33 protein-coding genes are annotated in these 25,570 nt (G+C 61.6%); 12 read left to right on the forward strand and 21 right to left on the reverse strand.

Going from position 1 to position 25,570, the window contains the following annotated elements; translation table 11 throughout:
- Window positions 1–10 precede the first annotated feature (10 nt).
- The 3 genes from T8A63_RS16880 to T8A63_RS16890 form a co-directional block, all read right to left on the reverse strand.
- Complete coding sequence (locus T8A63_RS16880) at window positions 11–607, reverse strand: CbiQ family ECF transporter T component (protein ID WP_322344492.1); 597 nt, start codon at window positions 605–607, stop codon at window positions 11–13.
- Window positions 582–1,316 carry an energy-coupling factor ABC transporter ATP-binding protein gene (locus tag T8A63_RS16885; protein WP_067624838.1) on the reverse strand — a complete coding sequence of 245 codons (735 nt, stop codon included), beginning with the start codon at window positions 1,314–1,316 and terminating at the stop codon, window positions 582–584. Before T8A63_RS16885 ends, T8A63_RS16880 begins: the two co-directional genes overlap by 26 nt.
- Window positions 1,317–1,398: 82 nt before the next feature.
- Window positions 1,399–2,091 (reverse strand): COQ9 family protein, encoded by a 693-nt coding sequence (locus tag T8A63_RS16890; protein ID WP_322344493.1) that lies wholly within the window; start codon window positions 2,089–2,091, stop codon window positions 1,399–1,401.
- Between the two features lie 110 nt (window positions 2,092–2,201).
- On the opposite strand from T8A63_RS16890, the gene rpsU reads away from it, so the two are divergent.
- On the forward strand, window positions 2,202–2,408 hold the full coding sequence (gene rpsU, locus T8A63_RS16895) for a 30S ribosomal protein S21 (RefSeq protein WP_007118112.1): 207 nt from the start codon (window positions 2,202–2,204) through the stop codon (window positions 2,406–2,408).
- A gap of 281 nt (window positions 2,409–2,689) precedes the next feature.
- On the opposite strand, the gene T8A63_RS16900 is transcribed toward rpsU, so the two are convergent.
- Window positions 2,690–3,148 carry an Lrp/AsnC family transcriptional regulator gene (locus tag T8A63_RS16900; RefSeq protein WP_067624832.1) on the reverse strand — a complete coding sequence of 153 codons (459 nt, stop codon included), beginning with the start codon at window positions 3,146–3,148 and terminating at the stop codon, window positions 2,690–2,692.
- 138 nt (window positions 3,149–3,286) lie between these two features.
- Between T8A63_RS16900 and ald the strand changes: the two genes are divergently transcribed.
- Window positions 3,287–4,405 (forward strand): alanine dehydrogenase, encoded by a 1,119-nt coding sequence (gene ald, locus T8A63_RS16905; RefSeq protein ID WP_067937958.1) that lies wholly within the window; start codon window positions 3,287–3,289, stop codon window positions 4,403–4,405.
- A 64-nt stretch (window positions 4,406–4,469) separates the two neighbouring features.
- Here ald and mscL read toward each other — a convergent pair whose 3' ends face one another.
- Both mscL and T8A63_RS16915 read right to left on the reverse strand, forming a co-directional pair.
- Window positions 4,470–4,901: a large conductance mechanosensitive channel protein MscL gene (mscL, locus tag T8A63_RS16910; protein WP_067937956.1), complete on the reverse strand. Its 432-nt coding sequence runs from the start codon at window positions 4,899–4,901 to the stop codon at window positions 4,470–4,472.
- 123 nt (window positions 4,902–5,024) lie between these two features.
- Complete coding sequence (locus tag T8A63_RS16915; RefSeq protein WP_322345767.1) at window positions 5,025–5,999, reverse strand: histidine kinase dimerization/phosphoacceptor domain -containing protein; 975 nt, start codon at window positions 5,997–5,999, stop codon at window positions 5,025–5,027.
- Between T8A63_RS16915 and T8A63_RS16920 the strand changes: the two genes are divergently transcribed.
- A complete protein-coding gene (locus tag T8A63_RS16920; RefSeq protein ID WP_322344494.1) occupies window positions 5,898–6,113 on the forward strand; it encodes a hypothetical protein in 216 nt (71 codons plus the stop codon). The genes T8A63_RS16915 and T8A63_RS16920 overlap by 102 nt on opposite strands.
- 219 nt (window positions 6,114–6,332) lie before the next feature.
- Here the strand turns inward: T8A63_RS16920 and T8A63_RS16925 are convergent, their stop codons facing one another.
- The 4 genes from T8A63_RS16925 to pheS form a co-directional block, all read right to left on the reverse strand.
- On the reverse strand, window positions 6,333–6,776 hold the full coding sequence (locus T8A63_RS16925) for a YtoQ family protein (RefSeq protein WP_067937951.1): 444 nt from the start codon (window positions 6,774–6,776) through the stop codon (window positions 6,333–6,335).
- Between the two features lie 15 nt (window positions 6,777–6,791).
- Complete coding sequence (gene pheT / locus T8A63_RS16930; protein WP_322344495.1) at window positions 6,792–9,188, reverse strand: phenylalanine--tRNA ligase subunit beta; 2,397 nt, start codon at window positions 9,186–9,188, stop codon at window positions 6,792–6,794.
- A 9-nt stretch (window positions 9,189–9,197) separates the two neighbouring features.
- Entirely contained in the window at window positions 9,198–9,479 is a 282-nt protein-coding gene (locus tag T8A63_RS16935) for a YrhK family protein (RefSeq protein WP_067624820.1), read from the reverse strand.
- 74 nt (window positions 9,480–9,553) lie between these two features.
- Window positions 9,554–10,627 carry a phenylalanine--tRNA ligase subunit alpha gene (pheS, locus tag T8A63_RS16940; protein WP_067938059.1) on the reverse strand — a complete coding sequence of 358 codons (1,074 nt, stop codon included), beginning with the start codon at window positions 10,625–10,627 and terminating at the stop codon, window positions 9,554–9,556.
- Between the two features lie 172 nt (window positions 10,628–10,799).
- On the opposite strand from pheS, the gene T8A63_RS16945 reads away from it, so the two are divergent.
- Both T8A63_RS16945 and T8A63_RS16950 read left to right on the forward strand, forming a co-directional pair.
- Window positions 10,800–11,474, forward strand: a complete 675-nt coding sequence (locus T8A63_RS16945; RefSeq protein ID WP_322344496.1) for a type 1 glutamine amidotransferase domain-containing protein — start codon at window positions 10,800–10,802, stop codon at window positions 11,472–11,474.
- A 91-nt stretch (window positions 11,475–11,565) separates the two neighbouring features.
- Window positions 11,566–11,778 (forward strand): hypothetical protein, encoded by a 213-nt coding sequence (locus T8A63_RS16950; RefSeq protein WP_322344497.1) that lies wholly within the window; start codon window positions 11,566–11,568, stop codon window positions 11,776–11,778.
- On the opposite strand, the gene T8A63_RS16955 is transcribed toward T8A63_RS16950, so the two are convergent.
- The 5 genes from T8A63_RS16955 to pyk form a co-directional block, all read right to left on the reverse strand.
- Window positions 11,767–12,963, reverse strand: coding sequence for a Hint domain-containing protein (locus T8A63_RS16955; RefSeq protein ID WP_322344498.1), 1,197 nt, complete (start codon window positions 12,961–12,963; stop codon window positions 11,767–11,769). The two genes, T8A63_RS16950 and T8A63_RS16955, sit on opposite strands and share 12 nt — an antisense overlap.
- A 255-nt stretch (window positions 12,964–13,218) precedes the next feature.
- Window positions 13,219–13,584: a 50S ribosomal protein L20 gene (rplT, locus tag T8A63_RS16960; RefSeq protein WP_007118124.1), complete on the reverse strand. Its 366-nt coding sequence runs from the start codon at window positions 13,582–13,584 to the stop codon at window positions 13,219–13,221.
- Window positions 13,585–13,599: 15 nt separating this feature from the next.
- The gene (gene rpmI, locus T8A63_RS16965) at window positions 13,600–13,800 is read right to left on the reverse strand and encodes a 50S ribosomal protein L35 (RefSeq protein ID WP_007118125.1); all 201 of its coding nucleotides are present in this window, start codon (window positions 13,798–13,800) and stop codon (window positions 13,600–13,602) included.
- Between the two features lie 136 nt (window positions 13,801–13,936).
- Window positions 13,937–14,161, reverse strand: coding sequence for a hypothetical protein (locus T8A63_RS16970; protein ID WP_067624919.1), 225 nt, complete (start codon window positions 14,159–14,161; stop codon window positions 13,937–13,939).
- A 27-nt stretch (window positions 14,162–14,188) separates the two neighbouring features.
- A complete protein-coding gene (gene pyk, locus T8A63_RS16975) occupies window positions 14,189–15,634 on the reverse strand; it encodes a pyruvate kinase (protein ID WP_067624802.1) in 1,446 nt (481 codons plus the stop codon).
- 152 nt (window positions 15,635–15,786) lie between these two features.
- On the opposite strand from pyk, the gene T8A63_RS16980 reads away from it, so the two are divergent.
- Window positions 15,787–16,098, forward strand: coding sequence for a DUF1244 domain-containing protein (locus T8A63_RS16980; RefSeq protein ID WP_322344499.1), 312 nt, complete (start codon window positions 15,787–15,789; stop codon window positions 16,096–16,098).
- A gap of 140 nt (window positions 16,099–16,238) precedes the next feature.
- Window positions 16,239–17,231: a calcium-binding protein gene (locus tag T8A63_RS16985; protein WP_067624796.1), complete on the forward strand. Its 993-nt coding sequence runs from the start codon at window positions 16,239–16,241 to the stop codon at window positions 17,229–17,231.
- Between the two features lie 19 nt (window positions 17,232–17,250).
- Here the strand turns inward: T8A63_RS16985 and T8A63_RS16990 are convergent, their stop codons facing one another.
- Entirely contained in the window at window positions 17,251–17,820 is a 570-nt protein-coding gene (locus T8A63_RS16990; protein WP_322344500.1) for a MaoC family dehydratase, read from the reverse strand.
- On the opposite strand from T8A63_RS16990, the gene T8A63_RS16995 reads away from it, so the two are divergent.
- A complete protein-coding gene (locus tag T8A63_RS16995) occupies window positions 17,819–18,262 on the forward strand; it encodes a DMT family transporter (protein ID WP_322344501.1) in 444 nt (147 codons plus the stop codon). The genes T8A63_RS16990 and T8A63_RS16995 overlap by 2 nt on opposite strands.
- A 3-nt stretch (window positions 18,263–18,265) precedes the next feature.
- On the opposite strand, the gene T8A63_RS17000 is transcribed toward T8A63_RS16995, so the two are convergent.
- The 3 genes from T8A63_RS17000 to dgcN are packed head-to-tail and all read right to left on the reverse strand — an operon-like array spanning window position 18,266 to window position 21,098.
- Window positions 18,266–19,126, reverse strand: coding sequence for a D-amino-acid transaminase (locus T8A63_RS17000; protein WP_322344502.1), 861 nt, complete (start codon window positions 19,124–19,126; stop codon window positions 18,266–18,268).
- A 2-nt stretch (window positions 19,127–19,128) separates the two neighbouring features.
- Window positions 19,129–20,094 (reverse strand): N-acetyl-D-Glu racemase DgcA, encoded by a 966-nt coding sequence (dgcA, locus tag T8A63_RS17005; protein WP_322344503.1) that lies wholly within the window; start codon window positions 20,092–20,094, stop codon window positions 19,129–19,131.
- A 2-nt stretch (window positions 20,095–20,096) separates the two neighbouring features.
- Window positions 20,097–21,098 carry an N-acetyltransferase DgcN gene (dgcN, locus tag T8A63_RS17010; RefSeq protein WP_322344504.1) on the reverse strand — a complete coding sequence of 334 codons (1,002 nt, stop codon included), beginning with the start codon at window positions 21,096–21,098 and terminating at the stop codon, window positions 20,097–20,099.
- 257 nt (window positions 21,099–21,355) lie between these two features.
- Here dgcN and T8A63_RS17015 point away from each other — a divergent pair, with 257 nt between their 5' ends.
- On the forward strand, window positions 21,356–22,315 hold the full coding sequence (locus tag T8A63_RS17015; RefSeq protein ID WP_322344505.1) for an L-malyl-CoA/beta-methylmalyl-CoA lyase: 960 nt from the start codon (window positions 21,356–21,358) through the stop codon (window positions 22,313–22,315).
- 158 nt (window positions 22,316–22,473) lie between these two features.
- Window positions 22,474–23,436 (forward strand): acetyl-CoA carboxylase carboxyltransferase subunit alpha, encoded by a 963-nt coding sequence (locus tag T8A63_RS17020; RefSeq protein ID WP_317390219.1) that lies wholly within the window; start codon window positions 22,474–22,476, stop codon window positions 23,434–23,436.
- Here the strand turns inward: T8A63_RS17020 and T8A63_RS17025 are convergent.
- Entirely contained in the window at window positions 23,433–23,879 is a 447-nt protein-coding gene (locus T8A63_RS17025; RefSeq protein WP_322344506.1) for a GNAT family N-acetyltransferase, read from the reverse strand. The two genes, T8A63_RS17020 and T8A63_RS17025, sit on opposite strands and share 4 nt — an antisense overlap.
- A 293-nt stretch (window positions 23,880–24,172) precedes the next feature.
- Here T8A63_RS17025 and T8A63_RS17030 point away from each other — a divergent pair, with 293 nt between their 5' ends.
- A complete protein-coding gene (locus tag T8A63_RS17030) occupies window positions 24,173–24,484 on the forward strand; it encodes a hypothetical protein (RefSeq protein WP_322344507.1) in 312 nt (103 codons plus the stop codon).
- A gap of 15 nt (window positions 24,485–24,499) precedes the next feature.
- Here the strand turns inward: T8A63_RS17030 and T8A63_RS17035 are convergent, their stop codons facing one another.
- On the reverse strand, window positions 24,500–25,150 hold the full coding sequence (locus tag T8A63_RS17035) for a GntR family transcriptional regulator (RefSeq protein ID WP_067624773.1): 651 nt from the start codon (window positions 25,148–25,150) through the stop codon (window positions 24,500–24,502).
- A 126-nt stretch (window positions 25,151–25,276) separates the two neighbouring features.
- On the opposite strand from T8A63_RS17035, the gene T8A63_RS17040 reads away from it, so the two are divergent.
- Entirely contained in the window at window positions 25,277–25,570 is a 294-nt protein-coding gene (locus tag T8A63_RS17040; protein WP_067624770.1) for a Dabb family protein, read from the forward strand.

The raw sequence follows: 25,570 nt of genomic DNA on the forward strand, positions 1-25,570 counted from the left end.
GGTCAAGCAATCACAGCCCGCCCCGCGCGCGCAGCGCCTCGGCCACATGTTCGGCGTCGTCGATGGCCAGCACGGTAAAGGGCATCACAATCCGCCAGCCCGCCCGTCTGCGCGACCGCGCGCGCCACGCCAGCGATAGCATCTGCCCTTTGGCCGCCAGCACCGGCGTGAAACGAACCACCAGCGCCACGGCCAACTCCAGACTGCGGGTTCGGACCCCAAAGCGGCGCAGCGGCGTGGCAAGCCAACGCACCACCGCCATCATATCGCTGAGTTTCGTGGTCATGGTCACAAGATTGGCCAGCCCCACCGCCGTGACCATGCGCAGCACGATGACAAGGCCCGCCTCTGCATCGCTGATCAGCACATGCCACAACAAGATCAGCGCCACAAAGGGCCAGAGCATCCGCAGCCGCCCCAAGCCGCCCTTTAGAAAAGCCCGCCCCGGCAGGGCGTAAAGCAGCAACATCCCGGCACAAAAGGCGATCTGCCAGACCGGATCTTCGACCCCGAATAGCAACAGTGTCGCCGCACAAAGCGCCCCCAGCTTGGCCCCCGCGGGCCAGCCGTGGGCGCGGGTCTCAACCGGCGAGGTCAGAGAGATCATCGTTCGCTCCCAGTTCTTTCATCCGGGTCTCAAAGGCGCGCAGCACCGGACGCGCGCTGCCCTGCTGCGCGACCTCGCCGCGCTCCAACCAGAGGATGTGATCGTAGCCCGCCACCGCTGCCGGATCGTGGGTGATATGCACCAGCGTCAGGTCGAGCCCGGCCAAGACCCGTTCAAGATGCAGCCGCGTGGGGATGTCGAGCCCGGCAAAGGGTTCGTCGAGCACCAGCACCCGTGGTTGCATCGCCAGAACCGCCATCAGGCAAACCAACTGCCGCTGCCCCTGTGAGAGCTGATGGATCGACGCCTGTGCCCAATGACGCTTCTCAAACTGACCAAGGATTGCCGCCACGCCCCGCGCCGCTTCGGCCTTAGATTGACCCATTTGCAGCAGGCCAAAGGCAATTTCTTCTTCCACAGTTGGGAAGATGATCTGATGGTCGGGGTTCTGGAAAAGGATGCCCACAGCGCCGATGGCGCGGCGGCGGTCACGGGCCACGTCGATCCCGCCGATCCGCACCTGCCCCTCATCTGCGGCCACCAACCCAGACAGAACCCGCGCGAAAGAGGTCTTACCCGACCCGTTGCGCCCCACGATGCCGATCCGCGAGGCATCTGACCTGAGGCTGACGTCGCGCAGCACCGGCGTGCCTGCGGGGGTGTAGCACACCTTTTCAATATCAATGAGCGGGAGCGTCTGGCTGGTCATCGGGGGCCTGTATGAAACCGGGTGCCCCGACCTAGCACCTGCCGGGCGGGCGGGGAAGCCCGCAGTTCGCCCGCAGGTTGCGTCAGCTCGGCGGCGTCCAGCGGCCCGGCAGATCAGGGTCCTGCTGCCCTCGCGGCGCTTTGATGTGGCTCAAAAGCCAGTTCGGCCCGGCCATCAGTCGGCTGAGCGTCGGGCTTTCGCGCACTTGGGCTTTGAGTTTTTCGATCTGCATCACATCGTCGATCCGCCGGTCCAAGAAAGACCACGTCGCCTGATGCCCCTCGCTGGCATCCCCCAGCCAATAGAGCAGCGTGGCAGAATAAACCCCAGACAGCGTGGCGCGTTTGCTGTACCAGTTAACATCATCCGATGTATCGCCGAGTGCAGTCCAGATTTTATCGCTGGTCTCCCAGATCAGGCCTGCCCCTTCGGGCGCGTGATGCGGCAGGGCGAAAAGCGTGCTGCCTCGGCGGATCGCCTCACGATCCCCGGCTTCGAGCCGCAGGCGCACGGCCTTGGCAATTCGGTCCCTGAACCGCATCTGTGATAGATCAGCCTGCGCCAAACCTTCCAACATCTTGGCATCGCCCCGCCGGTGATAGGCCACGGCCAGATCGACCGCCCCGCGCGGGCAAACCGCGCGCGCCAGCGCCGGGTCCAGACCGCTGTCCTTGATCGCGGCATTGAACGTCGCGGGCGACCAGCCGTCAAACGGCACATGCATCAATGCGGCATCAAGCAGCTGGTCCTTTGGGTCGGCCTTGGGCGGGGTCATGGCGGGCTCCTATCGGGGCGTGATGGGGTGGACAAAGGAGATATAGGCTGTTATAGGCCCATTTCCTGCAATTCCTTGCAACTTTATCCTAGAAAGGTGGTGACAACCACATGCAGGTTAGTGTTCGCGACAACAACGTCGATCAGGCCCTTCGGGCTCTGAAGAAAAAGCTACAGCGCGAAGGCGTTTTCCGTGAAATGAAGCTCAAGCAACATTTCGAGAAACCGTCCGAGAAAAAAGCGCGCGAGAAAGCTGAAGCGATCCGTCGTGCCCGTAAACTGGCACGGAAAAAAGCGCAACGCGAAGGTATGATGTAAATCATTCCCGCGACACGCAACAGATATAGAACCCCCGGTGCCGATGGCAGCGGGGGTTTTGTTTTGTGGGGGAGCGCAGCGGAGCCGGGCAACGCCAGACCGCGGGGTGGCGCTCGAAATCCCCCAATTAGGCAGTTTATGGTAGCTGCGCTTGGGAAATACCTCAGGACGGCACGACCTCAGCAAAGGCGCCAGCCCGTCCGGGCGGTCTGGCGCTGCCCGGCGGCCTTCGGCCTTGATTCCGGGCTGGCGGCGCGGCGGCGCAGATCGTGTGGAACCAACTACACCGGCAGTGCCGTCGTCTTACACACCGTCCTAAGCGCAAAACTCGACTGCATCTGCGCCACCCCCGGCAACCGCGCCAAATGCTGGCGATGGATTCGGGCAAAATCCTCGGTGTTCTCCGCCACGATCTTCAACAGGTAATCCGCCGTTCCCGCCATCAGATGACATTCCAACACATCGGGAATGCGCGAGACCGACTTCTCAAAGGCTTCCAACACCTCTTCGGCCTGCGCCTGCAGGGTGATCTCAACAAACACCGTGGTCGGCATATCCAGCTTGCGCGGGTCAAGCAGGGCGACATAATCGCGGATATAGCCCTCTTTCTCCAACCGCTGCACACGGCGATGACAGGCCGAGGGCGACAGATGCACCACGTCCGACAATTCGGCATTGGACATCCGCCCGTTGCGCTGCAAAGCGCGCAGAACACGCCGATCAATCTCATCCAAGGCCATATGCGCAATACTTTCGCGTCTAATTCCATTTCTACGCAATGATATTCGATTACCGCCCAGCTTGGCGACCCCAAATTCGCAGCGATATGCACGACGGCTGTGATAATCCTGTCCCACTACGGAGGAGGAGTGACCCCCATGAAAATCGGATGCCCGACAGAAATCAAACCGCAGGAATTCCGCGTCGGCCTGACGCCCAATGCCGCACAAGAAGCCATCGCCCACGGGCATGAGGTCATCGTGCAGGCAGGGGCGGGCGTCGGCGCGGGCTTTGAAGATGCGGATTACACCGCCGCAGGTGCCACCATCATCGACACGGCCAAGGAAATCTTTGCCAGCGCCGATATGATCGTCAAGGTGAAGGAGCCACAGGCGGGCGAACGCAAAATGCTGCGCGAAGGGCAATTGCTCTTTACCTATCTGCACCTCGCGCCCGACCCGGATCAGACGCATGATCTGCTGGCCTCGGGCTGTACCGCGATTGCCTATGAAACCGTGACCGACCGGAATGGCGGGCTGCCCCTCTTGGCGCCGATGTCCGAGGTTGCGGGGCGTCTTGCACCGCAGGTTGGCGCTTGGACGCTGCAAAAGGCCAATGGCGGACGCGGCGTGTTGATGGGCGGGGTGCCCGGTGTTGGCCCGGCCAAGGTTATGGTCATCGGCGGCGGCGTCGTCGGCACCCATGCCGCCCGGATCGCTGCCGGTATGGGTGCGGATGTGACTGTGCTTGATCGGTCGCTGCCCCGGATGCGCTATCTTGATGACATCTATGGCGGCACCTTCAAAACCGCCTATGCCAGCGCGGGCAACACCATCGAACTGGCACGCCAAGCCGATATGATCATCGGCGCGGTGCTGATCCCCGGTGCCGCAGCGCCCAAGCTGATCAGCCGCGCGCAACTGTCCGAACTCAAACCCGGCGCAGCGCTGGTCGACGTGGCCATTGACCAAGGCGGCTGTTTCGAGACCTCCAAGGCGACCACGCACCAAGACCCGGTTTATGAGGTCGACGGCGTCATGCACTACTGCGTGGCCAACATGCCCGGCGCCGTGGCGCGCACCTCGACCATCGCGCTTGGCAATGCCACCATGCCCTTCATGCTGGCACTGGCCGATAAGGGCTGGAAACAGGCCTGCGCGGATGACCCCCACCTCAAGGCCGGGCTCAACGTGCACGCGGGTAAGCTGACCTATGCCGCCGTGGGCGACGCGCTTGGGATCGACAGCATCACCGCAGATCAAGCCATCGCGGGCTAAACGCCACCGGTGAGACACGAAAGGCCCGCCAATCTGGCGGGCCTTTCTCATTCGATAGCGCCGCTTAGCGCGTTTTCAAAGCATCCCGAATTTCCAACAATACATCAAGCTGCGATGGACCGGTCTTGACCTCTGGCGCCACCTCATCAGGCTTTTCCGCAGCCGATTTCACGCGGTTCACCATCTTCACCAGGATGAAGACGACGAAGGCGATGATGAAAAAGTTGATCACGGCCATCAGGAACGAGCCGTAAGCAAAGACCGACGCGCCCGCCTCTCGGGCCTGCTCTAACGAGGCATTCGCGGGCACATCGCCCGACAGCACCGCGTAATTGTTGGTAAAATCCACCCCACCGGTGAAAAGCCCGACGATCGGGTTGATCAGGTCGGCCACCAGCGACGACACGATCGCCGTAAATGCCGCCCCGACGATGATACCAACGGCCATGTCCATGACATTCCCTTTGGCGATGAAATCCTTGAATTCTTGAATCACAGTTCTGTCCCTATTCCACGTCGCGCCGATATCCTCGCCGTCATACCCGATAGTTGGGACTGCGGCACATTGGGGTCAATAAAGTTTTCAGGTGAACCGCCCGATTTGCAGCTCCGGGCACGCCTATTGCCGAAAACAGACCCGCAAAAGCGCGCCATTGGCGCTGAAATCGGTACTCAGTCGCCCGCTTAGCTGTTCAGCCGCCGTCGCCATCAACAACCGCCCAAGGCCGGTGCTATCGGCACCCGACACGGCACCGTTATGCCCGCGACCATTGTCCCGACACTCCAAAAGCCAGCTCTCGCCCCCCTCCTGCCGACGCAGAGAAATCCTGATCTCTCCTGCCCGATCCCCGACAAAGGCGTGTTTGATCGAATTGGCCACGAACTCGCTCACGATCATGCCAAGCGCCGAGGCTTGCACGGCCTGCAACTCGCCCGGCTCGGCCTCGCAAAAGATGGTGACGTGATCCGGCGCGCTGGCGGCGAGAAGTTTGTTCAACTGCTCAAGGTAGGAAGAGGTTTGCACCTTGCCTCTGCCGCCCTGTCCCATCAATTCGCTGTGCAGCGATGCCACTGCCCCGAAACGCCGCTCTACAAGGGCGAGTACATCTTTCGCGTCGGGGTCTTGCACCTTGCGCGTCGCCATCCGCAGCAGTGACGCGATGGTCTGGAACGAGTTTTTCACCCGGTGGTCCATCTCGGCGCGCAGGGCGGCCTCGATGCGGATTTTCTTGCGCAGTTCCAACTGCATCATCACGTGACGCGACAGGGTTTGCAGCGCTTGGCGTTGGAAGTCGTTCAGGGTGCGCGGCTTGGTATCCAGCACGCAAAGCGTGCCGATCGGTTGGCCGTTCGGCGCGACAAGGTTCGCCCCGGCATAGAATTTCACCCGTGGGTCGCCCACATAGAGCGGGTTGTCCACGGTGCGCGAATCGGCCCCCATATCCGAAATCTCGGTAAAGCCCCCATCAATGATAGCGTGAGAACAGACCGATTGATCCAAACCGGTCTCCTGCGGCTCAAACCCCACACGGGCCTTGAACCATTGGCGTTTTTCATCAACCAGACTGATCAGAGAGACGGGCGTTTCGCAGATCTTGGACGCAAGCTCGACGATGTCGTCGAAATCCGCTTCGGCTTCGGTATCAAGAATATCATAGGAATAGAGCGTCTCAAGACGCGCGTCCTGCTCTGCGGGCGTGTCGGCTAAAATGGACCTTCTCCTTCCAAAGTTAACCCGCCACGCAACTTTGGCACGGCAGCGGGGGTCGGATTTGGCCTGCCTTTCGGGGGCAGATCAAGGCTGATGAACCTCCAGCTAGTGAAGGTTTAGCCCGCAAGGCAGCGGCGTCCACTACGCTGCCGAATCGATTCGCACTTAAGCCCTTGATAGATGTTAAATTTTAAGGCGGCTAGCCCCGCTGCCGCGTCACCCCGGCAGGGTACCGGTGAGCACATAGCGCAGAATCTCGACCACCTGAGCCGGTTCGGAGGCCACGGCCAGCGCCGCGGCATCGACTTCCTTTAGCGCATGGGCATGGTCGGGGCCGTGCAGGATGATCAGCGATTTGCCCAAAGCGGCGGCATAGCCCGCGTCAAAGGCCGCGTTCCACTGCTTGTATTGTTCGCCAAAGCGCACCACGACCACATCCGCTTCGGCAATCGCCTTGCGGGTGCGAATCGCGTTGATCTGCGCGCCCTTGCGGTCGTGCCAGAACTTGTCGGCCTCTTCCCCAAGGATCGCCACGCCGCAATCGTCGCTGGCGGCGTGGTCGGTGACCGGCGCGATGAAGGTCACCTCAAGGCTGCGCGCCCCTTCGATGATCTGTTCGCGCCAATCGGTGTGGATTTCACCGGAGAGATAGACTTTCATCGCTCGTCCTTTCGTTCAGCCGCGCAGCACGCCGCCCGTGGCTTTGGTCACTTTCTCGACAACCTTAGCACCGACGGCTTCGATGTCTGCATCCTTCAGCGTCTTGTCGCTGGGCTGCAGCCGCACAGTGATCGCGAGGGATTTCTTGCCCTCGCCAAGGCTGCCGCCGATGAACTCGTCAAAAACGCGCACGTCTTCGATGAGGTTCTTGTCGGCCCCCTTGGCCGCATTCACCAGCGTCAGCGCCTCGACATCCGTATCGACGACAAAGGCAAAGTCACGCTCGACCGCTTGCAGGTCACTGATTTGTAGTGCCGGGCGCGTGGCACCGGATTTGCGCGGCAGCGGCACTTCGGCGGGATAGATGGTGAAGGCCATCGCGGGGCCTTTGACGTCCATCGCGGCCAGCACGCGGGGATGCACTTCGCCAAAGATGCCGAGCACTTTTTTCGGGCCAAGGCAGACCTTGCCGTGACGGCCCGGATGCCACCAATCCGCCGCGCCGCGCAGGACCTGCACCTTGGCGGGCGCGCCGATGGCCGCCAGCACAGCTTCGGCATCGGCTTTGACGTCATAGACATCCACCGCCCGCGCCGCGCCATGCACGTCGCGCGGACCGGTGCGGCCCACCAGCAGGCCGCTGACCATGATCTGCTCTTCGCCCGGCTCGCCGCCGCTGAACGCGGGGCCGACCTCAAACAGCGCCATATCGGCAAAACCGCGCGCCTGATTACGGGCCGCGGCCTGCAACAGACCGGGCAGCAGATCGGGGCGCATGTGGCTCATATCCGACGAGATCGGGTTTTCCAGCCGTGTCTCATCCGTACCGCCGCCGAACAGCGCGGCAGAGGCTTGGTCGATGAAGCTGTAAGACACGCATTCGTTGTACCCAAGCGCCGCCGCCGTGCGCCGTGCGGTCACGACGCGCCGCTGCATGGGCGAGAGCACGGGGCGCGGCACGCCCGTTGTCAGACGCGGCAGCGGCTTGCCTTCGAGCTTGGTGAGCGACGCAATCCGCGCGACCTCCTCCACCAGATCGGCCTCGCCCTGCACATCGGGCCGCCAGCTTGGCACCTGCGCCATGTCACCGTCGAGCTGGAAGCCAAGCGCGGTCAGTGTCTGGCGCTGATCGCTCTCGGGGATCGTCATACCGACCAGCGACTGCACTTTGGCCGCGTCCAGCTTGTAGGCGCGGCGGGTGTCAGGCACTTGCCCTGCAACCACAACCTCAGACGCCTCACCGCCCGCGTGATCAAGGATCATCCGCGTGGCGTGTTCGATGCCATAAGGCGTCCACGCCGGATCAATGCCGCGCTCGAAACGGTAGCGCGCATCCGAGTTGATCTTGAGCGCGCGGCCCGCATAGGCGATCTGCACCGGGTCCCAATAGGCGCTTTCGACAAGGACGTTCACCGTGTCTTCGGTCACGCCTGTGGCCTCACCGCCCATGATGCCCGCGATGCTTTCCACGCCGCTGTCGTCGGAGATGACCATCTGCCCCGCTTGCAGGGTATAGGTCTTTTCATCCAGCGCAACGATCTCTTCGCCGCCCTTGGCGCGGTGAACGCGCAGGTTGCCTTTGACCTTATCGGCGTCAAAAACATGCAGCGGACGGTTGCGGTCGAAGGTGAAGAAGTTGGTCACATCGACAAGGAATGAGATCGGACGCAGCCCGATGGCGCGCAGGCAATCTTGCAGCCACTGCGGGCTTGGGCCGTTCTTCACACCCTTGATCACGCGGCCATAGAACACCGGGCAGCCGTCCAGCGTGTCATCGTCGATGCTGACAGAGATCGGCGCGGCAAAGTTACCTTCAACCGCATCGCAATCACGCGGCTTCAGCTTGCCCAAGCCCCGCGCTGCAAGGTCGCGTGCAATGCCGCGCACGCCGAGCGCATCGGGGCGGTTGGGCGTGATGGCGATCTCGATCACCGGGTCGACCTTCGCGGGGTCATTCTCGGCCAGCCAGTCGATGAACCGGTCGCCGGGCTTGCCCGAGGGCAGCTCGATGATGCCGTCGTGCTCTTCGCTCAACTCCATCTCGCGCTCGGAGGCCATCATGCCGAAGCTCTCAACACCGCGAATTTTGCCGACGCCGATGGTCGTGTCGATCCCCGGCACATAGACGCCCGGCTTGGCCACGACGACGGTGATCCCCGCCCGCGCGTTCGGCGCGCCGCAGATGATCTGCATGACGCCTTCGTCGGTTTCCACCTGACAAACGTTCAGCCGGTCGGCATCGGGGTGTTTTTCGGCGGATTGCACATAGCCGAGGGTAAAGTCGGCCAGCTTCGCCGCCGGGTTCTCGACGCCTTCGACCTCGAGGCCGAGGTCCGTGAGGGCATAGGTGATCTCATCAATCGACGCCGTGGTGTCGAGATGGTCCTTGAGCCAGGAGAGGGTGAATTTCATAATCGTTCCCTAATTCTCGTATCGTTTGGCCAGATCGGCCATGTCGCCCATCCGATAAAGTTTGATTTCGCGGATCACCCGCAGGCACGGCTTGGCGGCAAAGAAGATCGAACCAATCAAAAAGAGCCACGTCGCGCTGGTCTGCGTGCTCTCGAAGAAAAACAGCGCCGAACCTACGACAAAGCAGATCGCTGCGCAGAAATCCACAAAGGTGTAGGCCATCTCGAACTTCGCATAAAGCGCGCGGGAGCCAGCGCTATTCTCGCGGTTTTCGTGACGAAAGAGTTTCATTCTAGACCTGTGTTGCGATGCGTTACGCAGTTTCTGAGGTTTCTATAGCGACCGTGTCGCGCTGAACGCGTAGCTTAACGCGACAACCCACCATGCAAATTCGGCTGATCCAAGCTCGCAAACCCATAATGCCGCAGCCAGCGCAGGTCTGAATCAAAGAACGCCCGCAGGTCCGGAATCCCGTATTTCAGCATCGCGATCCTGTCGATCCCCATGCCAAAGGCAAAGCCCTGCCATTCGTTTGGGTCGATCCCGCCCGCCTGCAACACCTTGGGGTGCACCATGCCGGAGCCCAGCACTTCCAACCAGCCGTCGCCCTCGCCGATGCGCAGCTGGCCGTCGACCCAGGAACACTGGATGTCAACCTCAGCCGAAGGCTCGGTGAAGGGGAAGTGGGAGGCGCGGAAGCGGGTCTTGATGCCGTCGATCTCGAAAAACGCGGCGAAAAACTCCTCAAGCGTCCACTTGAGGTTCGCCATCGATATATCCTTGTCAATCGCCAGACCTTCGACCTGATGGAACATCGGTGTGTGGGTCTGGTCGTAATCCGCGCGGTAGACACCGCCGGGGCAGATGATGCGCAGGGGCGCGCCTTCGGCCTCCATCGTGCGGATTTGCACCGGCGAAGTATGGGTGCGCAGCACGTGGGGCGCGCGCTCGTCGCCCTCGGCACGGGCCATGTAAAACGTGTCCATTTCGGCCCGCGCGGGGTGGTGGCCGGGGATGTTCAGCGCGTCGAAGTTGTACCAATCGGTGTCGATGCGCGGGCCTTCGGCGACCGAGAAACCCATCTCGGCAAAGATCGCGGTCAGCTCTTCGGTCACTTGGCTGACCGGGTGGATGCTGCCCTGACGCTGGTGCCGCGTGGGCAGGGTCACGTCGAGCCATTCGCTGCGCAGACGCTCATCAAGCGCGGCATCGCCAAGTGCTGCCTTCTTGGCGGCAAGCGCCGAGTTGATCTCATCCTTCAGCGCGTTCAGCGCGGGGCCAGCGACCTGCCGCTCTTCGGGGGTCATCTTGCCCAGCTCGCGCATCTTCAGCGCGACCTCGCCCTTCTTGCCGACGGCAGCCAGCCGGATGTCTTCCAATGCGGATTCGTCACCGGCATCGGCGATTTGGCTCAGGTACTTTTGCTTCAGATCGTCCATGACAGGCCCTTGGAATAATACCCCGTCCTGCTAGCCCTCTCGCCCCGCGAATGCAAGCCGTAGGGGTTGTAGCGGCATGGGGGAACCACCACCTCTGCCATGCGTTAGGCCGCATCCCTCCGGCGCGCCCTCATGGCAGCGGCGCGCCCAAACTCCCCCGAAAGGAGAGACTATGAAAATCCTGATGGTTCTGACATCGCATGACGAACTGGGCGACACCGGCAACAAGACCGGCTTCTGGCTCGAAGAATTCGCTGCGCCCTACTACGTCTTCAAAGACGCGGGCGCTGATGTGACCCTCGCCTCGCCCAAGGGCAGCCAGCCGCCGCTTGACCCCAACAGCGACAGCGACGACGCGCAGACTGATGCCACTCGCCGTTTCAAAGACGACGACGCTGCGCAAAAAGCGCTCGCCTCGACCAAAGTGCTGGGCGACGTGGATGCGGACGGTTTCGACGCGATCTTCTACCCCGGTGGCCACGGCCCGCTGTGGGATCTGGCCAATGACGCCGACAGCAAGCGCCTGATCGAGACCTTCTGGGCCTCCGACCGCCCCGTTGGCGCCGTTTGCCACGCGCCTGCGGTGTTCAAGGACACCCAAGCCGACGGCAAGCCGCTGGTCTCTGGCAAGCGCGTCACCGGCTTCACCAACACCGAGGAAGAGGGCGTTGGCCTCACCGATGTGGTGCCCTTCTTGGTCGAAGATATGCTGAAGAAAAACGGTGGCGACTACAGCAAGGGCGACGATTGGGCGTCTTACGTGCTGGTCGACGGCAAGCTGGTCACCGGCCAGAACCCCGCCTCTTCCGAAGAAGCGGCGAAAGAGATGCTGGCACTGTTGAAGTAACGGCATGAGGGGGCGCAGCCGCGCCCCCTTCCCCGCCCGGAGGAACCGCCGGTGGTCGCGGCGTGTTTTACCTCTGAAAGGAGCCTCCGACATGGCAGATTATGACCGCAGCACCGGCGCCCCATGGAGCGCCGCAGACCTTGAGCAGCTTCGCATTCTGGCGGCAGAGGGCACAGCGCCTCCCGTGATCGCCGTGCAACTGGGCCGCAGCGAAGAGGCGATCGCCCATCGGGCCGCGCAGGACGGCATCAGCCTGCCCCCCGCCAGCCTGAACCCCTATGACCCCGACACGTTAGACCGATAGCAACGCGCGCCCGTTCTTCTTGTGCTTTTCGATCAGCCGTTTTTGCACCGCCCCGGGTGGGATCGGATGCGCGGATGCGCCAAAACCGTCGCCCGCGACCAAGGTGGGAAAGAGTGCAGCGAATTCTTCGCGCTGCGCATGACTTAGGGTGCCGATCGTCTCGGCGGTCAGCAGGAAGCTCTCGCTCGGCGCGCCCTCGGCATAGAGGACCTCGTGCTGCTTGAAGATCAGGTGGAAATATTCCACCTGCGCCACACGATCGTCGATATGCACCCCCGGCAGTTCGGTCAGCCGGATGGCGGCGACGAGCACCGCCATGGCCCCGCAAACCCGCTTCACGATTCCCGAGCGCGCAACCATGCGGTGCTGCCGCGAGACCATGAGATCGCGTTTGGGCAGGCCCGCGCCCAATGCCCCAGCAGAGATCCGAATGGGATACAGCTTGGGGTTCCTCGCCAGTTCCGACGCCCCGACAGAGCGGCGCAGTGCGGCGACAAGCTCTTGATAGCCACTGCCTTGGGTCAGCACGCGCGCGCCGGGGGCCAAGGTTTCGACCGGCAGATCGCCCTTGTCGGTGGTGATCAAGGTGCCGCGCGTGAAACAGGCCACGCCGGTCGAGACGAGATCCCCCTCCTCGCGCATCGTGTCGATGTCGGACTTCCAATCCAGACTTCCCACAAGCCCACCCTTGGGCAGAGCGGAGAAATCAACGGTCATGGTGGTGAAAAGATCCCCCGCAGGCGGGCTACCCGCCAGATTGACGATGCCAGCGTAGGTCACCTCAAGATCACCGGCCAAATCCCGCGAGTCTGCGCTTACCCGGAAGGGAAACCCCTCTAGCGACGTAGGGGTAGAGCCGCCGTTCGGATCGTCATCCGGGGCTGTGGTGGTATCGAAAACCGAACTGGCGGGCTGGAGGTCAATCTCCATAGTGGCCAGAGGTTTGGTCGTTTCCAGATGGTGCCAGTCATAGCCAAAGGACATCTGCGTGTTCTCGCCAACCGCCGCGCCATTCGTATAGAGGTCTGTCGCGTGCCAAGTCAGCGTCTCGGTCGTGCCATCCGCATAGGTCAGCGTGATCCGCGCCCCATCCAAATCGACACCGCGCGAACTGGTATCGTCGCGGATGCCGTGGACCGTTTCATGGGGGTCTTCGTCCAACCTGTTGATTACAATTCCGGGCATAAACGTCCCCACCTTTTTTAAATAACCTGCCGACCAACAACGATAATTACTGCGGCACCGGTGCAGATAGGCTGCACAGTGACCTGTCGTTGGGGCAGATTGTCCATGGGGGTGAGGAGCAGGCAAGGCCGTGGCAAGGGATTATCGGGGCAAGATTATGGCAAGGCCCGTGCGCCCGCCCCGAAACGCAGATCCCCCAAACGCAAAAAGCCCCGCCATCAGGCGGGGCTTTCGCAAATTCAAAACAACGTCAGCTTAGGCTGCCAGTGCGTCCTGCGCCTGTTTGACGATCGCGCCAAAGGCTTCGGGCTCATGCACGGCCAGATCGGCCAGAACCTTACGGTCCACTTCGATACCGGCCAACGACAAACCGTTGATGAAGCGGCTGTATGTCAGCGCTTCGTCGTGGCTGCGCACGGCGGCGTTGATCCGCTGGATCCACAGAGCGCGGAAGTTGCGCTTGCGATTCTTGCGGTCACGGGTTGCATATTGGTTGGCCTTGTCGACCGCCTGTGTGGCGACCTTAAAGACGTTCTTGCGCCGACCATAATAGCCTTTTGCGGCTTTGATGATCTTCTTGTGACGCGCGTGGGTGACTGTACCACCTTTAACTCGGGACATCTCGGTACTCCTATATCAGCGGGCGTAGGGCATGAAGCCCTTGATGATCTTTGCATCGGGCTCGGACAGTGTTGTCGTGCCGCGTGCGTTACGGATGAACTTGTTGGTCCGCTTGATCATACCGTGCTGTTTGCCAGCTTGGCTGCCGATGACCTTACCAGTCGCCGAGACCTTAAAGCGCTTTTTGGCGCTCGATTTCGTCTTCATCTTGGGCATTTCCGTCTCCGTCTTTTGAGTTCGGTATAAACACGACTCGGCATGCCACTTGAGGCCGGTCGTGCAGGCTAAGATGCGCCGTATAGGCGCGCCCGGGCAAGGATGCAAGAGGTTTTGAGCAGCGCTGTGGACGCGCTTAAGGCAACAGGTCCGCCGCCACGGAAACGAAGACATCCGGCAGCGTCTCGAAGGAATAGCGCCCCGGATTTTTCTGCAGGGCAAAGACGATCAGCCCGGCAGCAATCAAGATCGTGATGGCCGAGGCGCGCGGCGACCGACGGTCGGTCACCGCAGAGAGGATCGAAGGGATCGACAGCACCGCCAGAACGATGCCGACCACCATTGCCAAGTCAGAGTTCACACGCAACATCCCCCTAGTTGAGGAAGGCTACTCCGGATCGGAGGCGTAAATCAAACGTTCGTCACAGGGCGCCACGCGCAGAATATTGGTGCTGCCCGGCACGTTGAAAGGCACACCGGCTGTCACCACGATATGATCCTCCGGCCCGGCGTAGCCCTCTGACAATGCCGCCCGCGCGGCGCTGAGGACGGCCAGTTTGAACCGGTCATGCCCATCGGTGATGATGCAATTCGTGCCCCAGCTCAGCGCCAGACGGCGCGCGGTATTGACCAGTGGCGACAGCGCGATGATCGGCACGCGGGGGCGTTCGCGCGCGGTCAGCAGCGCGGTGGTGCCCGATTGGGTGAAACAGCAGATCGCCTTGATGTCCGTCGTCTCGGCAATCTCACGCGCGGCGGCGACGATCCCGTCGGCCACGGTGGTACGGTCCGCCGTGCGCGAAGATTCGATGATCTGCGTATAGGTCGGATCGGCCTCGACCTCTTGGGCGACGTTATCCATCGTCGCCACGGCCTCCAGCGGGTAATCCCCGGCGGCTGATTCCGCACTCAGCATCACCGCATCCGCGCCTTCATAGATCGCCGTGGCCACGTCCGACACTTCGGCGCGGGTCGGCATCGGGCTTTCGATCATCGATTCGAGCATCTGAGTCGCCACGATCACCGGCTTGGCCGCCGCCCGGCATTTGCGCACCAGACGCTTCTGGATCGGCGGCACGTTCTGCACGGGCAGCTCCACGCCCAGATCGCCGCGCGCCACCATGATGCCGTCGCTGACATCCAAGATCGCCTCGAAACGCTCCACCGCGGCGGGCTTTTCGATTTTCGACAGGATCGCCGCTCGGCCTTTGACCAGATCGCGCGCCTCGGTCACATCCTCGGGCCGCTGGACAAAGCTGAGGGCGAGCCAATCGACCCCCAACTCGCAGACGAACTCCAGATCAGCGCGGTCCTTCTCGGACAGGGCGGCCAAAGGCAGCAGCACGTCGGGCACGTTTACGCCCTTGCGGTTCGAGATCACACCGCCCGTCACGACTTCGCAATCGGCAAAATCAGGACCGCAGTCGCGCACCTTCAGACGGATTTTACCGTCATTCACCAACAGGCTCGCGCCCGGCTCAAGGGCTGCGAAAATTTCGGGATGGGGCAGGCAAACACGGGCCGCATCGCCCGGCGCCTCATCAAGATCAAGCCGGAAGGATGCCCCTTCTTCCAAGGTCGGCCCGTCGCCCTCGAAAACACCCACGCGCAGCTTCGGCCCCTGAAGGTCAGCCAAAATGCCAATCGCGCCGCCGGTCTCTTTCTCGATCTCGCGGATGATACGGTGCTTTTCGCGGATCTCTTCATGGCTGCCGTGGCTCATGTTGAGCCGGAAAACATCTGCACCGGCGTTGTGCAATGCCGCGATCACCTCTCGGGTTTCGGAGGCTGGCCCGAGTGTGGCCACGATCTTTACATTGCGCAAACGTCTCATATCTGTTCCTTCGTGTCCTATGTCCCCAAAGCGAATGTTAACGATAACATCGCCTATCCGGTGGCCTAGCGCCCCCATGAGTGCCTGTCAAAGGTTTCATCAGAATGACGGTCCCTCGCGGTGCCGTCCAGTGATATGAGAAGGAAGCTGCAATGCCCAGCCAACACGAGATCGAACTGCAAGCCGCCGCCTTTCGCCGGTTGCAGAAACACCTGATGGAAGACCGGACCGATGTGCAGAACATCGACATGATGAACCTCGCCGGATTTTGCCGCAACTGCCTGTCGCGCTGGTATCAGGAAGCCGCCAATGAGCGTGGCATCGACATGGGCAAGGAAGAGGCCCGCGAGCTGTTCTACGGGATGACAATGGACGAGTGGAAAGCCAATCATCAGACGGATGCGAAGGACAGTCAGAAAGAGGCGTTCAAAACCGCGTTTGAGGAGAATGTCGGTAAAGGCTGAATATTGAACACCATGTAGATACAGTAGCGGTTATAGCGCCGCTACTGTTCGCAGTTGGGCAACAAAGAAATTTTACATAACTTGATTTAGGTAAATTTTTCACTGAGTGTTGGCGTATTCCCATCAGGAGATACTGCCTCATGCTCGCTTTTTTCGCACTTCCAGCTTTGCTGGGCCTCGGCCTCATCCTTAACTTGAACGACGACGATTCAGATGATGACCGCCCCGAAGATCCGCCTGAACCCACGGATACATCAATGGATACCTTACTTGTACCCGATGACGTTCAATCCTTTCATGGCAGCAATGACGATGATGTCATCGTCGCGCGGGACGAAGGCGGGTTTATCACCGGGCGTGGCGGCGACGATACGATTACCGGAAGTGATAACACTGACGATATCGCCGGTCGCGATGGCGATGATGTGATTGATTCCGGTGGTGGTAATGATCGCGTCTGGGGCGATTACGGGGATGACATAATCAACCTTGGCAACGGCGCAGATCGCGGCATCGGCGGTGATGGCAATGATAACATCGATGGCGGCGCCGGTGACGACAATATCAGCGGTCGAAACGACGATGACTCGATTTATGGCGGAGCGGGCAACGATACGATCTCCGGGGGCGCGGGCGACGACTGGATATTCCTAGGCGCTGGCAATGACAGCGTACCCTATGATTCCGACGATGCAGGGAATGACACGATTTATGGTGGGGCGGGCAATGATTTCATCCAAGATGGTCAAGGCTTTAACCAGCTTTATGGCGGAGAAGGTAACGACACTTTCAATACGTTGGATAACGATGCCTCGGCCGACACGGTCTATGGTGGCGCAGGCAATGACCGCATGACACTCGACAACGGCGACATCGCAACCGGCGGCGAGGACGGAGACCTGTTTAACCTCACCTATACAAATGATCCCGGCCCCCCTGCCGTGGTGATCACCGATTTTGACACAGACGAAGATCTGCTGGCCGTAGATTACTACGCAGAAGACCCGCTGGAGATGGTCTACGATCCGGACCGCGAGGCGGTGTTGCTGCAAAGAGCAGGCTTATCTTTCGGCATATTGGAAGGGCTGACCGAAGCGGACATACCGAACATCACCCTTGTAGAATACGGCTAACCGCACACCGAGGGGGCGGCTAAAACTGGTAGAGCACGAGCCAATCCGCCTTAACCGCGGGTCGGTCGGCCCCCTCAATCTCAACCTTCGCCGCGAAGCGGGTCATCAGATCGCCCCGCCCCCGCGTCTGCGCCTCGGCCAATGTGAACCGGCCGCGGATACGCTTGCCAGAATGCACAGGCGCGATAAAACGCACGCTGTCGAACCCGTAGTTGATCGACGCCTTGGCCCCCGTCATCACTGGCAACGCGCCATAAGCCATGCCCGACATCATCGACAGGGTCAGCATCCCATGCGCCACGGTGCCGCCGAAGTCGGTTTCTGCGGCGCGGATGGGATCGACATGGATGAACTGGTGATCTTCGGTCACATCGGCAAAGGCGTCGATCCGCGCCTGATCCATCATGAACCACGGCGAGACGCCTAATTCGCGGCCCACGGCTGCTTCCATCTCTGCCCGGTCAATCTCGTTGCGCATCATGGCCTCCTCACTTTGCGCCACACTATCCGCGATGGTCAGACCTGCGAAAGCCCTTGCGTCCGACCGGGCAAGTCCCATGCTGGGCCAAGCCATAGCCGGAGACATCATGAACACCCCAATCCTCGCCCTTATCATCGTGGCCGTCGCGGGCGCGGCTGTCGCCCTGCAGACCCCGATCAACGCCGCCTTGGGCCGCAACATCGGCAGCGGGGTCGCTGCGGCGGCGGTGTCCTTTGGCGTGGGGTTCGCGATCCTGCTGGGGGTCTTGCTGATGCGCGGAGAGTTGGGCGCCCTGCCCCGCGCGGCTTCGGCTTCGCCGGTCTTGCTGCTGGGTGGTGTGCTGGGGGCGTTCTACGTCTGGTCGGTGCTCTGGGCGATCCCGACGCTGGGGGCGCTGACGGTGATCTCAGCCCTGATCCTCGGCCAGCTAAGCGCGGCGCTGATCATCGATGCGACGGGGCTTTTGGGCCTGACGGTGCAGGCCATAACTCCCACCCGCATCTCCGCCGCCGCGCTGGTGGCGGCGGGGCTGGTTTTATCGCGGTTCTGAAACTCAGATCGCGGTTTTGCGCATCTCTTCGAGATAGATTTCGCGCAGACGGGGCGCCAATTTGCCCGGCGTGCCGCTGCCGATCTTGGCGCCGTCAATCTCAACTACGGGGGTCACAAAAGCACTGGCCGAGGTCACAAACGCCTCATCCGCCTGCTGTGCCTCTTCGATGGTAAAGTTACGCTCTTCGACCTGCATCTGTGCCTCACGGGCCAGTTCCAGCACCGCCTTGCGGGTGATGCCGTGCAGGATGTCGCTGGAGGTCTCGCGCGTGACGATCTTGCCGTCTTTCACGATATAGGCGTTGTTCGAGGTGCCTTCGGTGACGAAACCGTCTTCGACCATCCAAGCGTCTTCGACACCCGCCTTCTTGGCCATCATCTTGCCCATCGATGGGTAGAGAAGCTGCACCGTTTTGATGTCGCGACGGCCCCAGCGGATGTCTTCGATGCTGATGACGCGGATGCCATCACGGGCGGCAGGGTTGTCGGCCAGACCCGGTTTCGACTGGGTGAACAGAACCAGCGACGGCGCGGTGGTTTCGGGATCGGGGAAGGCGAAATCACGGTCGCCATCCGACCCGCGCGTGACCTGAAGGTAGATCAGCCCGTCTTTGATGTCATTCAGCCGCACCAACTCGCGGTGAATTTCCAGCAGTTCTTCGGTGGTCGCAGGCGCACGCATGTCGAGCTCGTTCATTGAGCGGGTCAGACGCTCGGCATGGCCGTCAAAAGCGATAAGCTTGCCATCCAGCACGCTCGTCACCTCATAGACCCCATCGGCCATCAGAAACCCCCGGTCAAAGATCGAGACCTTGGCCTGATCCTCGGGCAGGTATTCGCCGTTTACATAGACAGTTCGCATGGTCACCCCCAGAGCGCGGCCACGGGGGGATGCACGCCCGCGCCGTCGAATTTCAAAGCATTGTCGCGGTCTTCGGCCAGAAGCAGCGGGCCGTCAAGGTCCACCACCTTCGCGCCTTGGGCGACCAGCGTCGCCGGGGCCATCGCCAGCGACGATCCGACCATACAGCCGACCATCACGTCGAACCCTTCGGCCCGCGCCGCATCGCGCAGCGCCAGCGCTTCGGTCAGCCCGCCGGTCTTGTCGAGCTTAATGTTCACCACGTCGTATTTGCCCTTGAGGCCGGGCAGGCTGGCACGGTCATGGCAGCTTTCATCGGCGCAGACCGGCACGGGGCGGTCCATGCCCAAGAGCGCGTCGTCGTCCCCTGCGGGCAAGGGTTGTTCGACCAACGCCACGCCAAGGCGCACCAGATGGGGCGCAAGGTCGGCGTAGACCTCTGCCGACCAACCCTCATTGGCGTCGATGATGATGGTGGCATCGGGCGCACCTGCGCGCACGGCTTCGAGCCGGGGCATGTCATCAGGCGTGCCGAGCTTGATCTTGAGCAGGGGCCGATGGCTGTGTTTCGCGGCCTGCGCGCGCATCGCCTCGGGTTCGTCCAGCGAGAGGGTATAGGCCGTGACTTCCGGCCCCGGGGCCGTCAGCCCGGCCAGTTCCCAAACGCGCTTGCCCGCGCGTTTGGCTTCCAGATCCCACAGCGCGCAGTCTACCGCGTTGCGTGCGGCCCCGGCAGGCAAAAGGTCATAGAGCGCTTGGCGGGTGATATCGCCGGGCAAGCCGTTGATCTCAGCCGTGACCGATTCGAGGGTCTCGTCATAGCGCGCGTAGGGCACGCATTCGCCCCAGCCGGTCACGCCACCATCGGTCACGCGGACGGTCAGCACTTTGGCCTCGGTCCGCGAACCACGGCTGATGGTAAAGACCTGTGCCAGTTTGAACGTATCTGCGGTAACGTCGATCTGCATGATCACAGCGCCGCCAGCGCATCGGCCAGTCGTGCAGCACCCTGACGGAAGGGATCGACCGCAGGCAGGCCAAGACGCTCTTCGACCTCGGCCAGATAGGCGTCCGCCTCGGCCTCAGGCATGTGGTAGGTATTGACCGAGATACCAACGACCTTGCAGTCGGGGTTGGCCACCTGCGCCAGTGTCAGAGCCACGTCGCGGACCGCTTCCATGCTTGGCAAGCTGTATTCCGGCAGGCCGCGCATATGGGTCCGGGTTGGCTCATGGCAGAGGATCAGCGCATCGGGTTGGCCGCCGTGGATCAGCGCCATGGTCACGCCTGAGTAGGAGACGTGGAACAGGCTGCCCTGCCCTTCGATGATGTCCCAATGGTCGTCATCATTGTCGGGCGTGAGATATTCCACCGACCCGGCCATGAAATCGGCGATCACGGCATCCAACGGCACGCCTTCGCCGGTGATCAGGATGCCGGTCTGGCCCGTGGCACGGAAGGTGCTTTTCATGCCTTTTTCGCGCATCGCCTCATCCAGCGCGAGGGCGGTGTACATTTTCCCGACCGAGCAATCGGTGCCCACGGCCAGAACCCGTTTGCCGCTGCGTTTCTTACCGTCCGCAATGGGATATTCGACACTGGGCACGCGCACGTCATGCAGGGTTGTGCCGCTCGCCTTGGCGGCGGCGACCAGATCGGCTTCGTTGCGCAACAGGTTGTGTAGGCCAGAGGCGATGTCGAAGCCCATGTTCAGCGCCTCGATCAGCACCTCTTTCCAAGCCGCGCTGATCTTGCCGCCACGGTTGGCGACGCCGATGACCAATGTCTCGGCCCCCGCCTCACGCGCTTCGGCCAGCGTCATGTCTTGCAAGCCGAGATCGGCCTTGCAGCCTTCCATGCGAAACTGACCGACCGCATTGTCGGGGCGCCAGTCCTTGATGCCTTGGGCGACTTTGGCGGACAGAGAGTCAGGCGCGTCGCCCAGAAAGAGCAGATAGGGGGTTTTGATCATGGCAAGCCTCCGGCATTGAATTTGTCCGCATATTGCGCGCGAGAATACGCAAGTGCGTGGCGTTGTCGACGCATCTGCATGCAAATGCGCAGGATTTCCCGCGAATTACCGTTGGCTGCGCAAAATTCGTGCGCTGCGCCGCGAGGCCACAAAAATCATTGAAATGCTGCGACTGCGAAAACCTCCTTGCGATTGACGGCGCAATTTCATACCAGAATGGGGACTGATGATGAAACAAAATTACCCATAGGTGCCCCATGAGCTTCCGTATTCAGCCTGCCGCCCCTGCCCGCCCGAACCGCTGCCAATTGTTCGGCCCCGGCTCCCGCCCGGCGATCTTTGCAAAGATGGCGGCCTCGGATGCCGATGTGATCAACCTCGACCTCGAAGACAGCGTGGCACCTTCGGACAAGGACAGCGCGCGCGCCAATATCATCAAGGCGATCTCGGAGATCGACTGGGGCAAGAAGACACTTTCGGTCCGGATCAACGGGTTGGACACGCCCTATTGGTACCGTGACGTGGTGGAACTGCTGGAGCAGGCGGGCGAGCGGCTCGACCAGATCATGATCCCCAAGGTGGGCTGCGCGGCGGATGTCTATGCCGTCGACGCGCTGGTGACGGCGGTCGAGACCGCCAAGGGGCGAGAGAAGAAGATCAGCTTTGAGGTGATTATCGAATCCGCCGCCGGTATCGCCCATGTGGAAGAGATCGCCGCCTCTTCTCCGCGTTTGCAGGCGATGTCGCTGGGGGCCGCGGATTTCGCTGCCTCCATGGGCATGCAGACCACCGGCATCGGCGGCACGCAGGAAAACTACTATATGCAGCGCGGTGAGCAAAAGCATTGGTCGGACCCGTGGCACTGGGCGCAGGCCGCCATCGTCGCCGCCTGCCGCACCCATGGCGTGCTGCCGGTCGACGGACCTTTTGGCGATTTTTCGGATGACGAGGGTTTCCGCGCGCAGGCGCGGCGATCGGCCACGCTGGGCATGGTTGGCAAATGGGCGATCCACCCCAAACAGGTCGCGCTGAGCAACGAGGTTTTCACGCCCTCCGAGGAGGCCGTGGCCGAGGCGCGGGAGATTCTCGCGGCGATGGAAGAAGCCAAGGCGAAGGGCGAAGGGGCGACGGTCTATAAGGGGCGTCTGGTGGACATCGCCAGCATCAAACAGGCCGAGGTGATTGTGCGCCAGTCCGAGATGATCGCCGGGGGCTGAGCGCCTGTGGCAGACCGCCGGGGGCGCTGCCCCCGGACCCCCGCGGGTATTTGAAAAAGGATGAAGAGGTTAGGGTCTGCGCCTGCCTGCCTGTCAAACCCGCGTTGCAAACCGGCGCGTTGCGCTCCATATAACAGGGCAACAAGCCGGAGCATGCAATGACCCAATATTTGGATTTCGAAAAACCGCTGGCCGAGATCGAAGGCAAGGCGGAAGAGCTGCGGGCATTGGCCCGGTCCAACGAAGAGATGGACATCACCGATGAGGCCCGCGCGCTGGACAAAAAAGCGGCGGGGATGCTCGAAGACCTTTATGGCTCATTGACGCCATGGCGCAAATGTCAGGTGGCGCGTCATCCAGAGCGGCCCCATTGCAAAGACTATATCGAAGCGCTTTTCACGGAATTCACACCGCTGGCAGGCGACCGCAATTTTGCCGATGATCTGGCCGTTATGGGTGGGTTGGCGCGCTTTAACGATACGCCGGTAGTGGTGATTGGCCATGAGAAGGGCAATGACACCAAGAGCCGGATTGAGCGTAATTTCGGCATGGCGCGGCCTGAGGGTTATCGCAAGGCGGTGCGTTTGATGGAACTGGCGGATAAGTTTAACCTCCCCGTGGTCACCATCGTCGACACGCCCGGGGCCTATCCCGGTAAGGGTGCAGAGGAGCGCGGCCAGTCTGAGGCGATTGCCCGCTCGACGGAAAAATGTCTGCAGATTGGTGTGCCGCTGATTAGTGTGATCGTTGGCGAAGGCGGCTCTGGCGGGGCGGTGGCTTTTGCCACGGCGAACCGCGTCGCGATGCTGGAGCATTCGGTTTATTCGGTGATCACGCCCGAAGGCTGTGCGTCGATCCTGTGGAAAGACAGCGAGAAGATGCGCGAAGCGGCTGAGCAGATGCGTTTGACGGCGAATGAGCTGAAGACCCTTGGTGTCATTGACCGGATCATTCCGGAACCGATGGGCGGCGCGCATCGTCATGCCGAAGAGTCGATCAACGCAGTGGGCAAATCGATCGAAGCCATGCTCAAGGAACTCGACGGCAAGGACGGCAAGACTTTGGTCAAAGAGCGCCGGACTAAGTTCCTTGAGATGGGCCGAAAAGGACTGGCTGCCTAAGCCAGCCGCCGCCGAAAACGCGGATCAGGCGTGATTTGATCGAAACCGGCGGCGCGGTAGAACCCCTGCGCGCGCCGGTTTTTTGTATCTGTTCCCACGGTCACATAGCTGCAACCCTGCGCCTTGGCGTGCTCCAGCGCTGCCTCCACCAGTGCTTTGCCGATGCCGCGCCCGCGGGCGGTGTCGCAGACAAAGAGGTGGTGGAGGTCCATCCCCCTTGCGCCGAATTGCAACTGCATCTGCGGGCAGAGCGCCGCATAGCCATGCAGGCCGGTCACGCCTTCGGCGACCAAGAGTGTCAGCCAAGGCGCGGGGCCAAGGCAGTCTCGTTCCAGAGCGGCCAGCGTGAGTGTGGCGGTGTCGCCGTGGTAGGCGGCAAGCGCATGGGCCAGATCGACGACCATTGGCAGGTCGGACTTTTGGACGGGTCGAATGGGGGGCATGTCGTCTCTTTCTGTGATCGCCACAGGGAGACAAGCAAAGCCGCGCTGTGGCGGCTTGTGGATATGGGAATAGGTGCCGCGCCAGTTAGGAGCGGGGATAATAGACTGTTGTGAAGCAGGTCTGTTCCATGAAGCGTAGATGCGCCTCTGCCGCGCACCTGTCAAGCGCCGCATATGTGACCCGGTGTGATTTGCAAACGGCCTCAACGCAGCCGATATTTATACTACATGGCGTCTGCGACACCCCTGTGCCGCCGGATGCCCTTGTTGACCACAGCACAAGGGAGCCTGTCATGTATAAACGTATTCTCACCGCCGCCCTGCTTTTTGGCATGGCCTGCACCGGGCCACCGGTCTTTGCTCAGGCTCTGGCCTGCGCCCCGCGTGCGGCGCTCGCTGCGCAATTGGAAGCCTCCTATGGCGAGACCCTTTCGGCGCGGGGCCTGCAAAACCCGAACGCGCTGATCGAAGTTTTTGCCTCGGCTGAAAGCGGCAGCTTTACCGTGTTGATAAGCCGGCCCGATGGAATGAGCTGTATTTTATCAACCGGCACGCATTGGATGGTCGAGCCTGTCGCGCCGCCAAAAGAGGGCGCGGCGAGCTGAGCATGGGGCCAGCAGTTAACTGGCCAGCATCCGCAAACCTTGGGTGACATCAGAGCGCACCGCCAGTCGCAGCCCCGGCTCATCCCCGGCGCGCAGGGCGGCGATGATCAACCGATGGAAATGCGGGGGCTCGGTCCGGCGCAGGCGGCCATAGAGCGCGCGCATGGTGGGGCCGAGTTGCAGCCAAACTGTTTCCGCCATGGCGAGCATGGCGGGTGCTTGGGCGCGCAGATAAAGCGTTCGGTGGAATTCGAGGTTGGTGCGGATGTAGCTGACCGCATCACGGTGGGCCACGGCCTCGGCGATATTGGTGTTGATGGTCTGCATCCGCTCGATCAGCGCCATATGTGCGCGCGGCAAGGCGCGAGAAGCGAGTTCGACCTCCAGAAGCGCGCGGAGGGCGGCCAATTCTTCGATCCGTTCGTTGCTGAGTTCGGGGGTGGAGATGCGCCCAGAGGCCGACATCGTGAGCGCGCCTTCGGCCGCCAAACGCCGCACCGCTTCGCGCGCGGGCGTCATCGAGACCTCATATTCCTTACCGATGCCGCGCAGGGTCAGGGCATGACCGGGCGGCAGATCGCCGTGCATGATCCGCGCGCGCAGGCGGCGGTAGACACGATCATGGGCCAGCGGCGTGGCCTCGACAGGGCGGGGGCTGAGGTTCATGATGCGGTTGTGATCACAAATTGGCCACCCGTCAAGCGCGGCATTTTGCGCACCCAAGTGCAATCACCCGTTGTCCCGGACCCTGCGGCGATTTATCGGGGATAAAACCGCCAAAGGAGACGCGCCTTGACCAAACGAAACTTCATCCGTCACGTGGTCTTTTTCTCGGCCAAAGACCCCAAAGACTTGCCCACGATCGTGGCGGGGCTTTGGAAACTGGCCGACATCCCGCATTCGACAACTTTCGAGATCTGCGAAAACACCCGCGTCGATGCGCTTTCGGGCGATGTGGATGTGGTTGTCTATGCCGAATTCCCCGATGCCGAGGCACTTGCCGCCTATAAGGCGCATCCGATCTATCAAGAATCCATCGATATCGTGCGGCCCTTGCGCGATATGCGTGTGCCTGCGGACTTTTAA

The organism is Sulfitobacter sp. OXR-159 (assembly GCF_034377145.1).
Lineage (GTDB): Bacteria > Pseudomonadota > Alphaproteobacteria > Rhodobacterales > Rhodobacteraceae > Sulfitobacter.

Bases quoted from the DNA above. Each gene is read 5' to 3' on its own strand.
- T8A63_RS16980 (WP_322344499.1), top strand. From the start codon at position 15,787: ATGCCCAGCCAACACGAGATCGAACTGCAAGCCGCCGCCTTTCGCCGG.
- T8A63_RS17030 (WP_322344507.1), top strand. From the start codon at position 24,173: ATGTATAAACGTATTCTCACCGCCGCCCTGCTTTTTGGCATGGCCTGC.
- rpsU (WP_007118112.1), top strand. From the start codon at position 2,202: ATGCAGGTTAGTGTTCGCGACAACAACGTCGATCAGGCCCTTCGGGCT.
- pheS (WP_067938059.1), bottom strand. From the start codon at position 10,627: ATGGACGATCTGAAGCAAAAGTACCTGAGCCAAATCGCCGATGCCGGT.
- rplT (WP_007118124.1), bottom strand. From the start codon at position 13,584: ATGTCCCGAGTTAAAGGTGGTACAGTCACCCACGCGCGTCACAAGAAG.
- dgcN (WP_322344504.1), bottom strand. From the start codon at position 21,098: ATGATCAAAACCCCCTATCTGCTCTTTCTGGGCGACGCGCCTGACTCT.
- T8A63_RS16985 (WP_067624796.1), top strand. From the start codon at position 16,239: ATGCTCGCTTTTTTCGCACTTCCAGCTTTGCTGGGCCTCGGCCTCATC.
- T8A63_RS16950 (WP_322344497.1), top strand. From the start codon at position 11,566: ATGGCAGATTATGACCGCAGCACCGGCGCCCCATGGAGCGCCGCAGAC.
- rpmI (WP_007118125.1), bottom strand. From the start codon at position 13,800: ATGCCCAAGATGAAGACGAAATCGAGCGCCAAAAAGCGCTTTAAGGTC.
- pyk (WP_067624802.1), bottom strand. From the start codon at position 15,634: ATGAGACGTTTGCGCAATGTAAAGATCGTGGCCACACTCGGGCCAGCC.
- T8A63_RS16925 (WP_067937951.1), bottom strand. From the start codon at position 6,776: ATGAAAGTCTATCTCTCCGGTGAAATCCACACCGATTGGCGCGAACAG.
- T8A63_RS16955 (WP_322344498.1), bottom strand. From the start codon at position 12,963: ATGCCCGGAATTGTAATCAACAGGTTGGACGAAGACCCCCATGAAACG.
- T8A63_RS16935 (WP_067624820.1), bottom strand. From the start codon at position 9,479: ATGAAACTCTTTCGTCACGAAAACCGCGAGAATAGCGCTGGCTCCCGC.
- T8A63_RS16880 (WP_322344492.1), bottom strand. From the start codon at position 607: ATGATCTCTCTGACCTCGCCGGTTGAGACCCGCGCCCACGGCTGGCCC.
- T8A63_RS16945 (WP_322344496.1), top strand. From the start codon at position 10,800: ATGAAAATCCTGATGGTTCTGACATCGCATGACGAACTGGGCGACACC.
- T8A63_RS16995 (WP_322344501.1), top strand. From the start codon at position 17,819: ATGAACACCCCAATCCTCGCCCTTATCATCGTGGCCGTCGCGGGCGCG.
- T8A63_RS17025 (WP_322344506.1), bottom strand. From the start codon at position 23,879: ATGCCCCCCATTCGACCCGTCCAAAAGTCCGACCTGCCAATGGTCGTC.
- T8A63_RS17020 (WP_317390219.1), top strand. From the start codon at position 22,474: ATGACCCAATATTTGGATTTCGAAAAACCGCTGGCCGAGATCGAAGGC.
- dgcA (WP_322344503.1), bottom strand. From the start codon at position 20,094: ATGCAGATCGACGTTACCGCAGATACGTTCAAACTGGCACAGGTCTTT.
- T8A63_RS17015 (WP_322344505.1), top strand. From the start codon at position 21,356: ATGAGCTTCCGTATTCAGCCTGCCGCCCCTGCCCGCCCGAACCGCTGC.
- T8A63_RS16890 (WP_322344493.1), bottom strand. From the start codon at position 2,091: ATGACCCCGCCCAAGGCCGACCCAAAGGACCAGCTGCTTGATGCCGCA.
- T8A63_RS16900 (WP_067624832.1), bottom strand. From the start codon at position 3,148: ATGGCCTTGGATGAGATTGATCGGCGTGTTCTGCGCGCTTTGCAGCGC.
- T8A63_RS17035 (WP_067624773.1), bottom strand. From the start codon at position 25,150: ATGAACCTCAGCCCCCGCCCTGTCGAGGCCACGCCGCTGGCCCATGAT.
- T8A63_RS16990 (WP_322344500.1), bottom strand. From the start codon at position 17,820: ATGATGTCTCCGGCTATGGCTTGGCCCAGCATGGGACTTGCCCGGTCG.
- ald (WP_067937958.1), top strand. From the start codon at position 3,287: ATGAAAATCGGATGCCCGACAGAAATCAAACCGCAGGAATTCCGCGTC.
- T8A63_RS16885 (WP_067624838.1), bottom strand. From the start codon at position 1,316: ATGACCAGCCAGACGCTCCCGCTCATTGATATTGAAAAGGTGTGCTAC.
- pheT (WP_322344495.1), bottom strand. From the start codon at position 9,188: ATGAAATTCACCCTCTCCTGGCTCAAGGACCATCTCGACACCACGGCG.
- T8A63_RS17000 (WP_322344502.1), bottom strand. From the start codon at position 19,126: ATGCGAACTGTCTATGTAAACGGCGAATACCTGCCCGAGGATCAGGCC.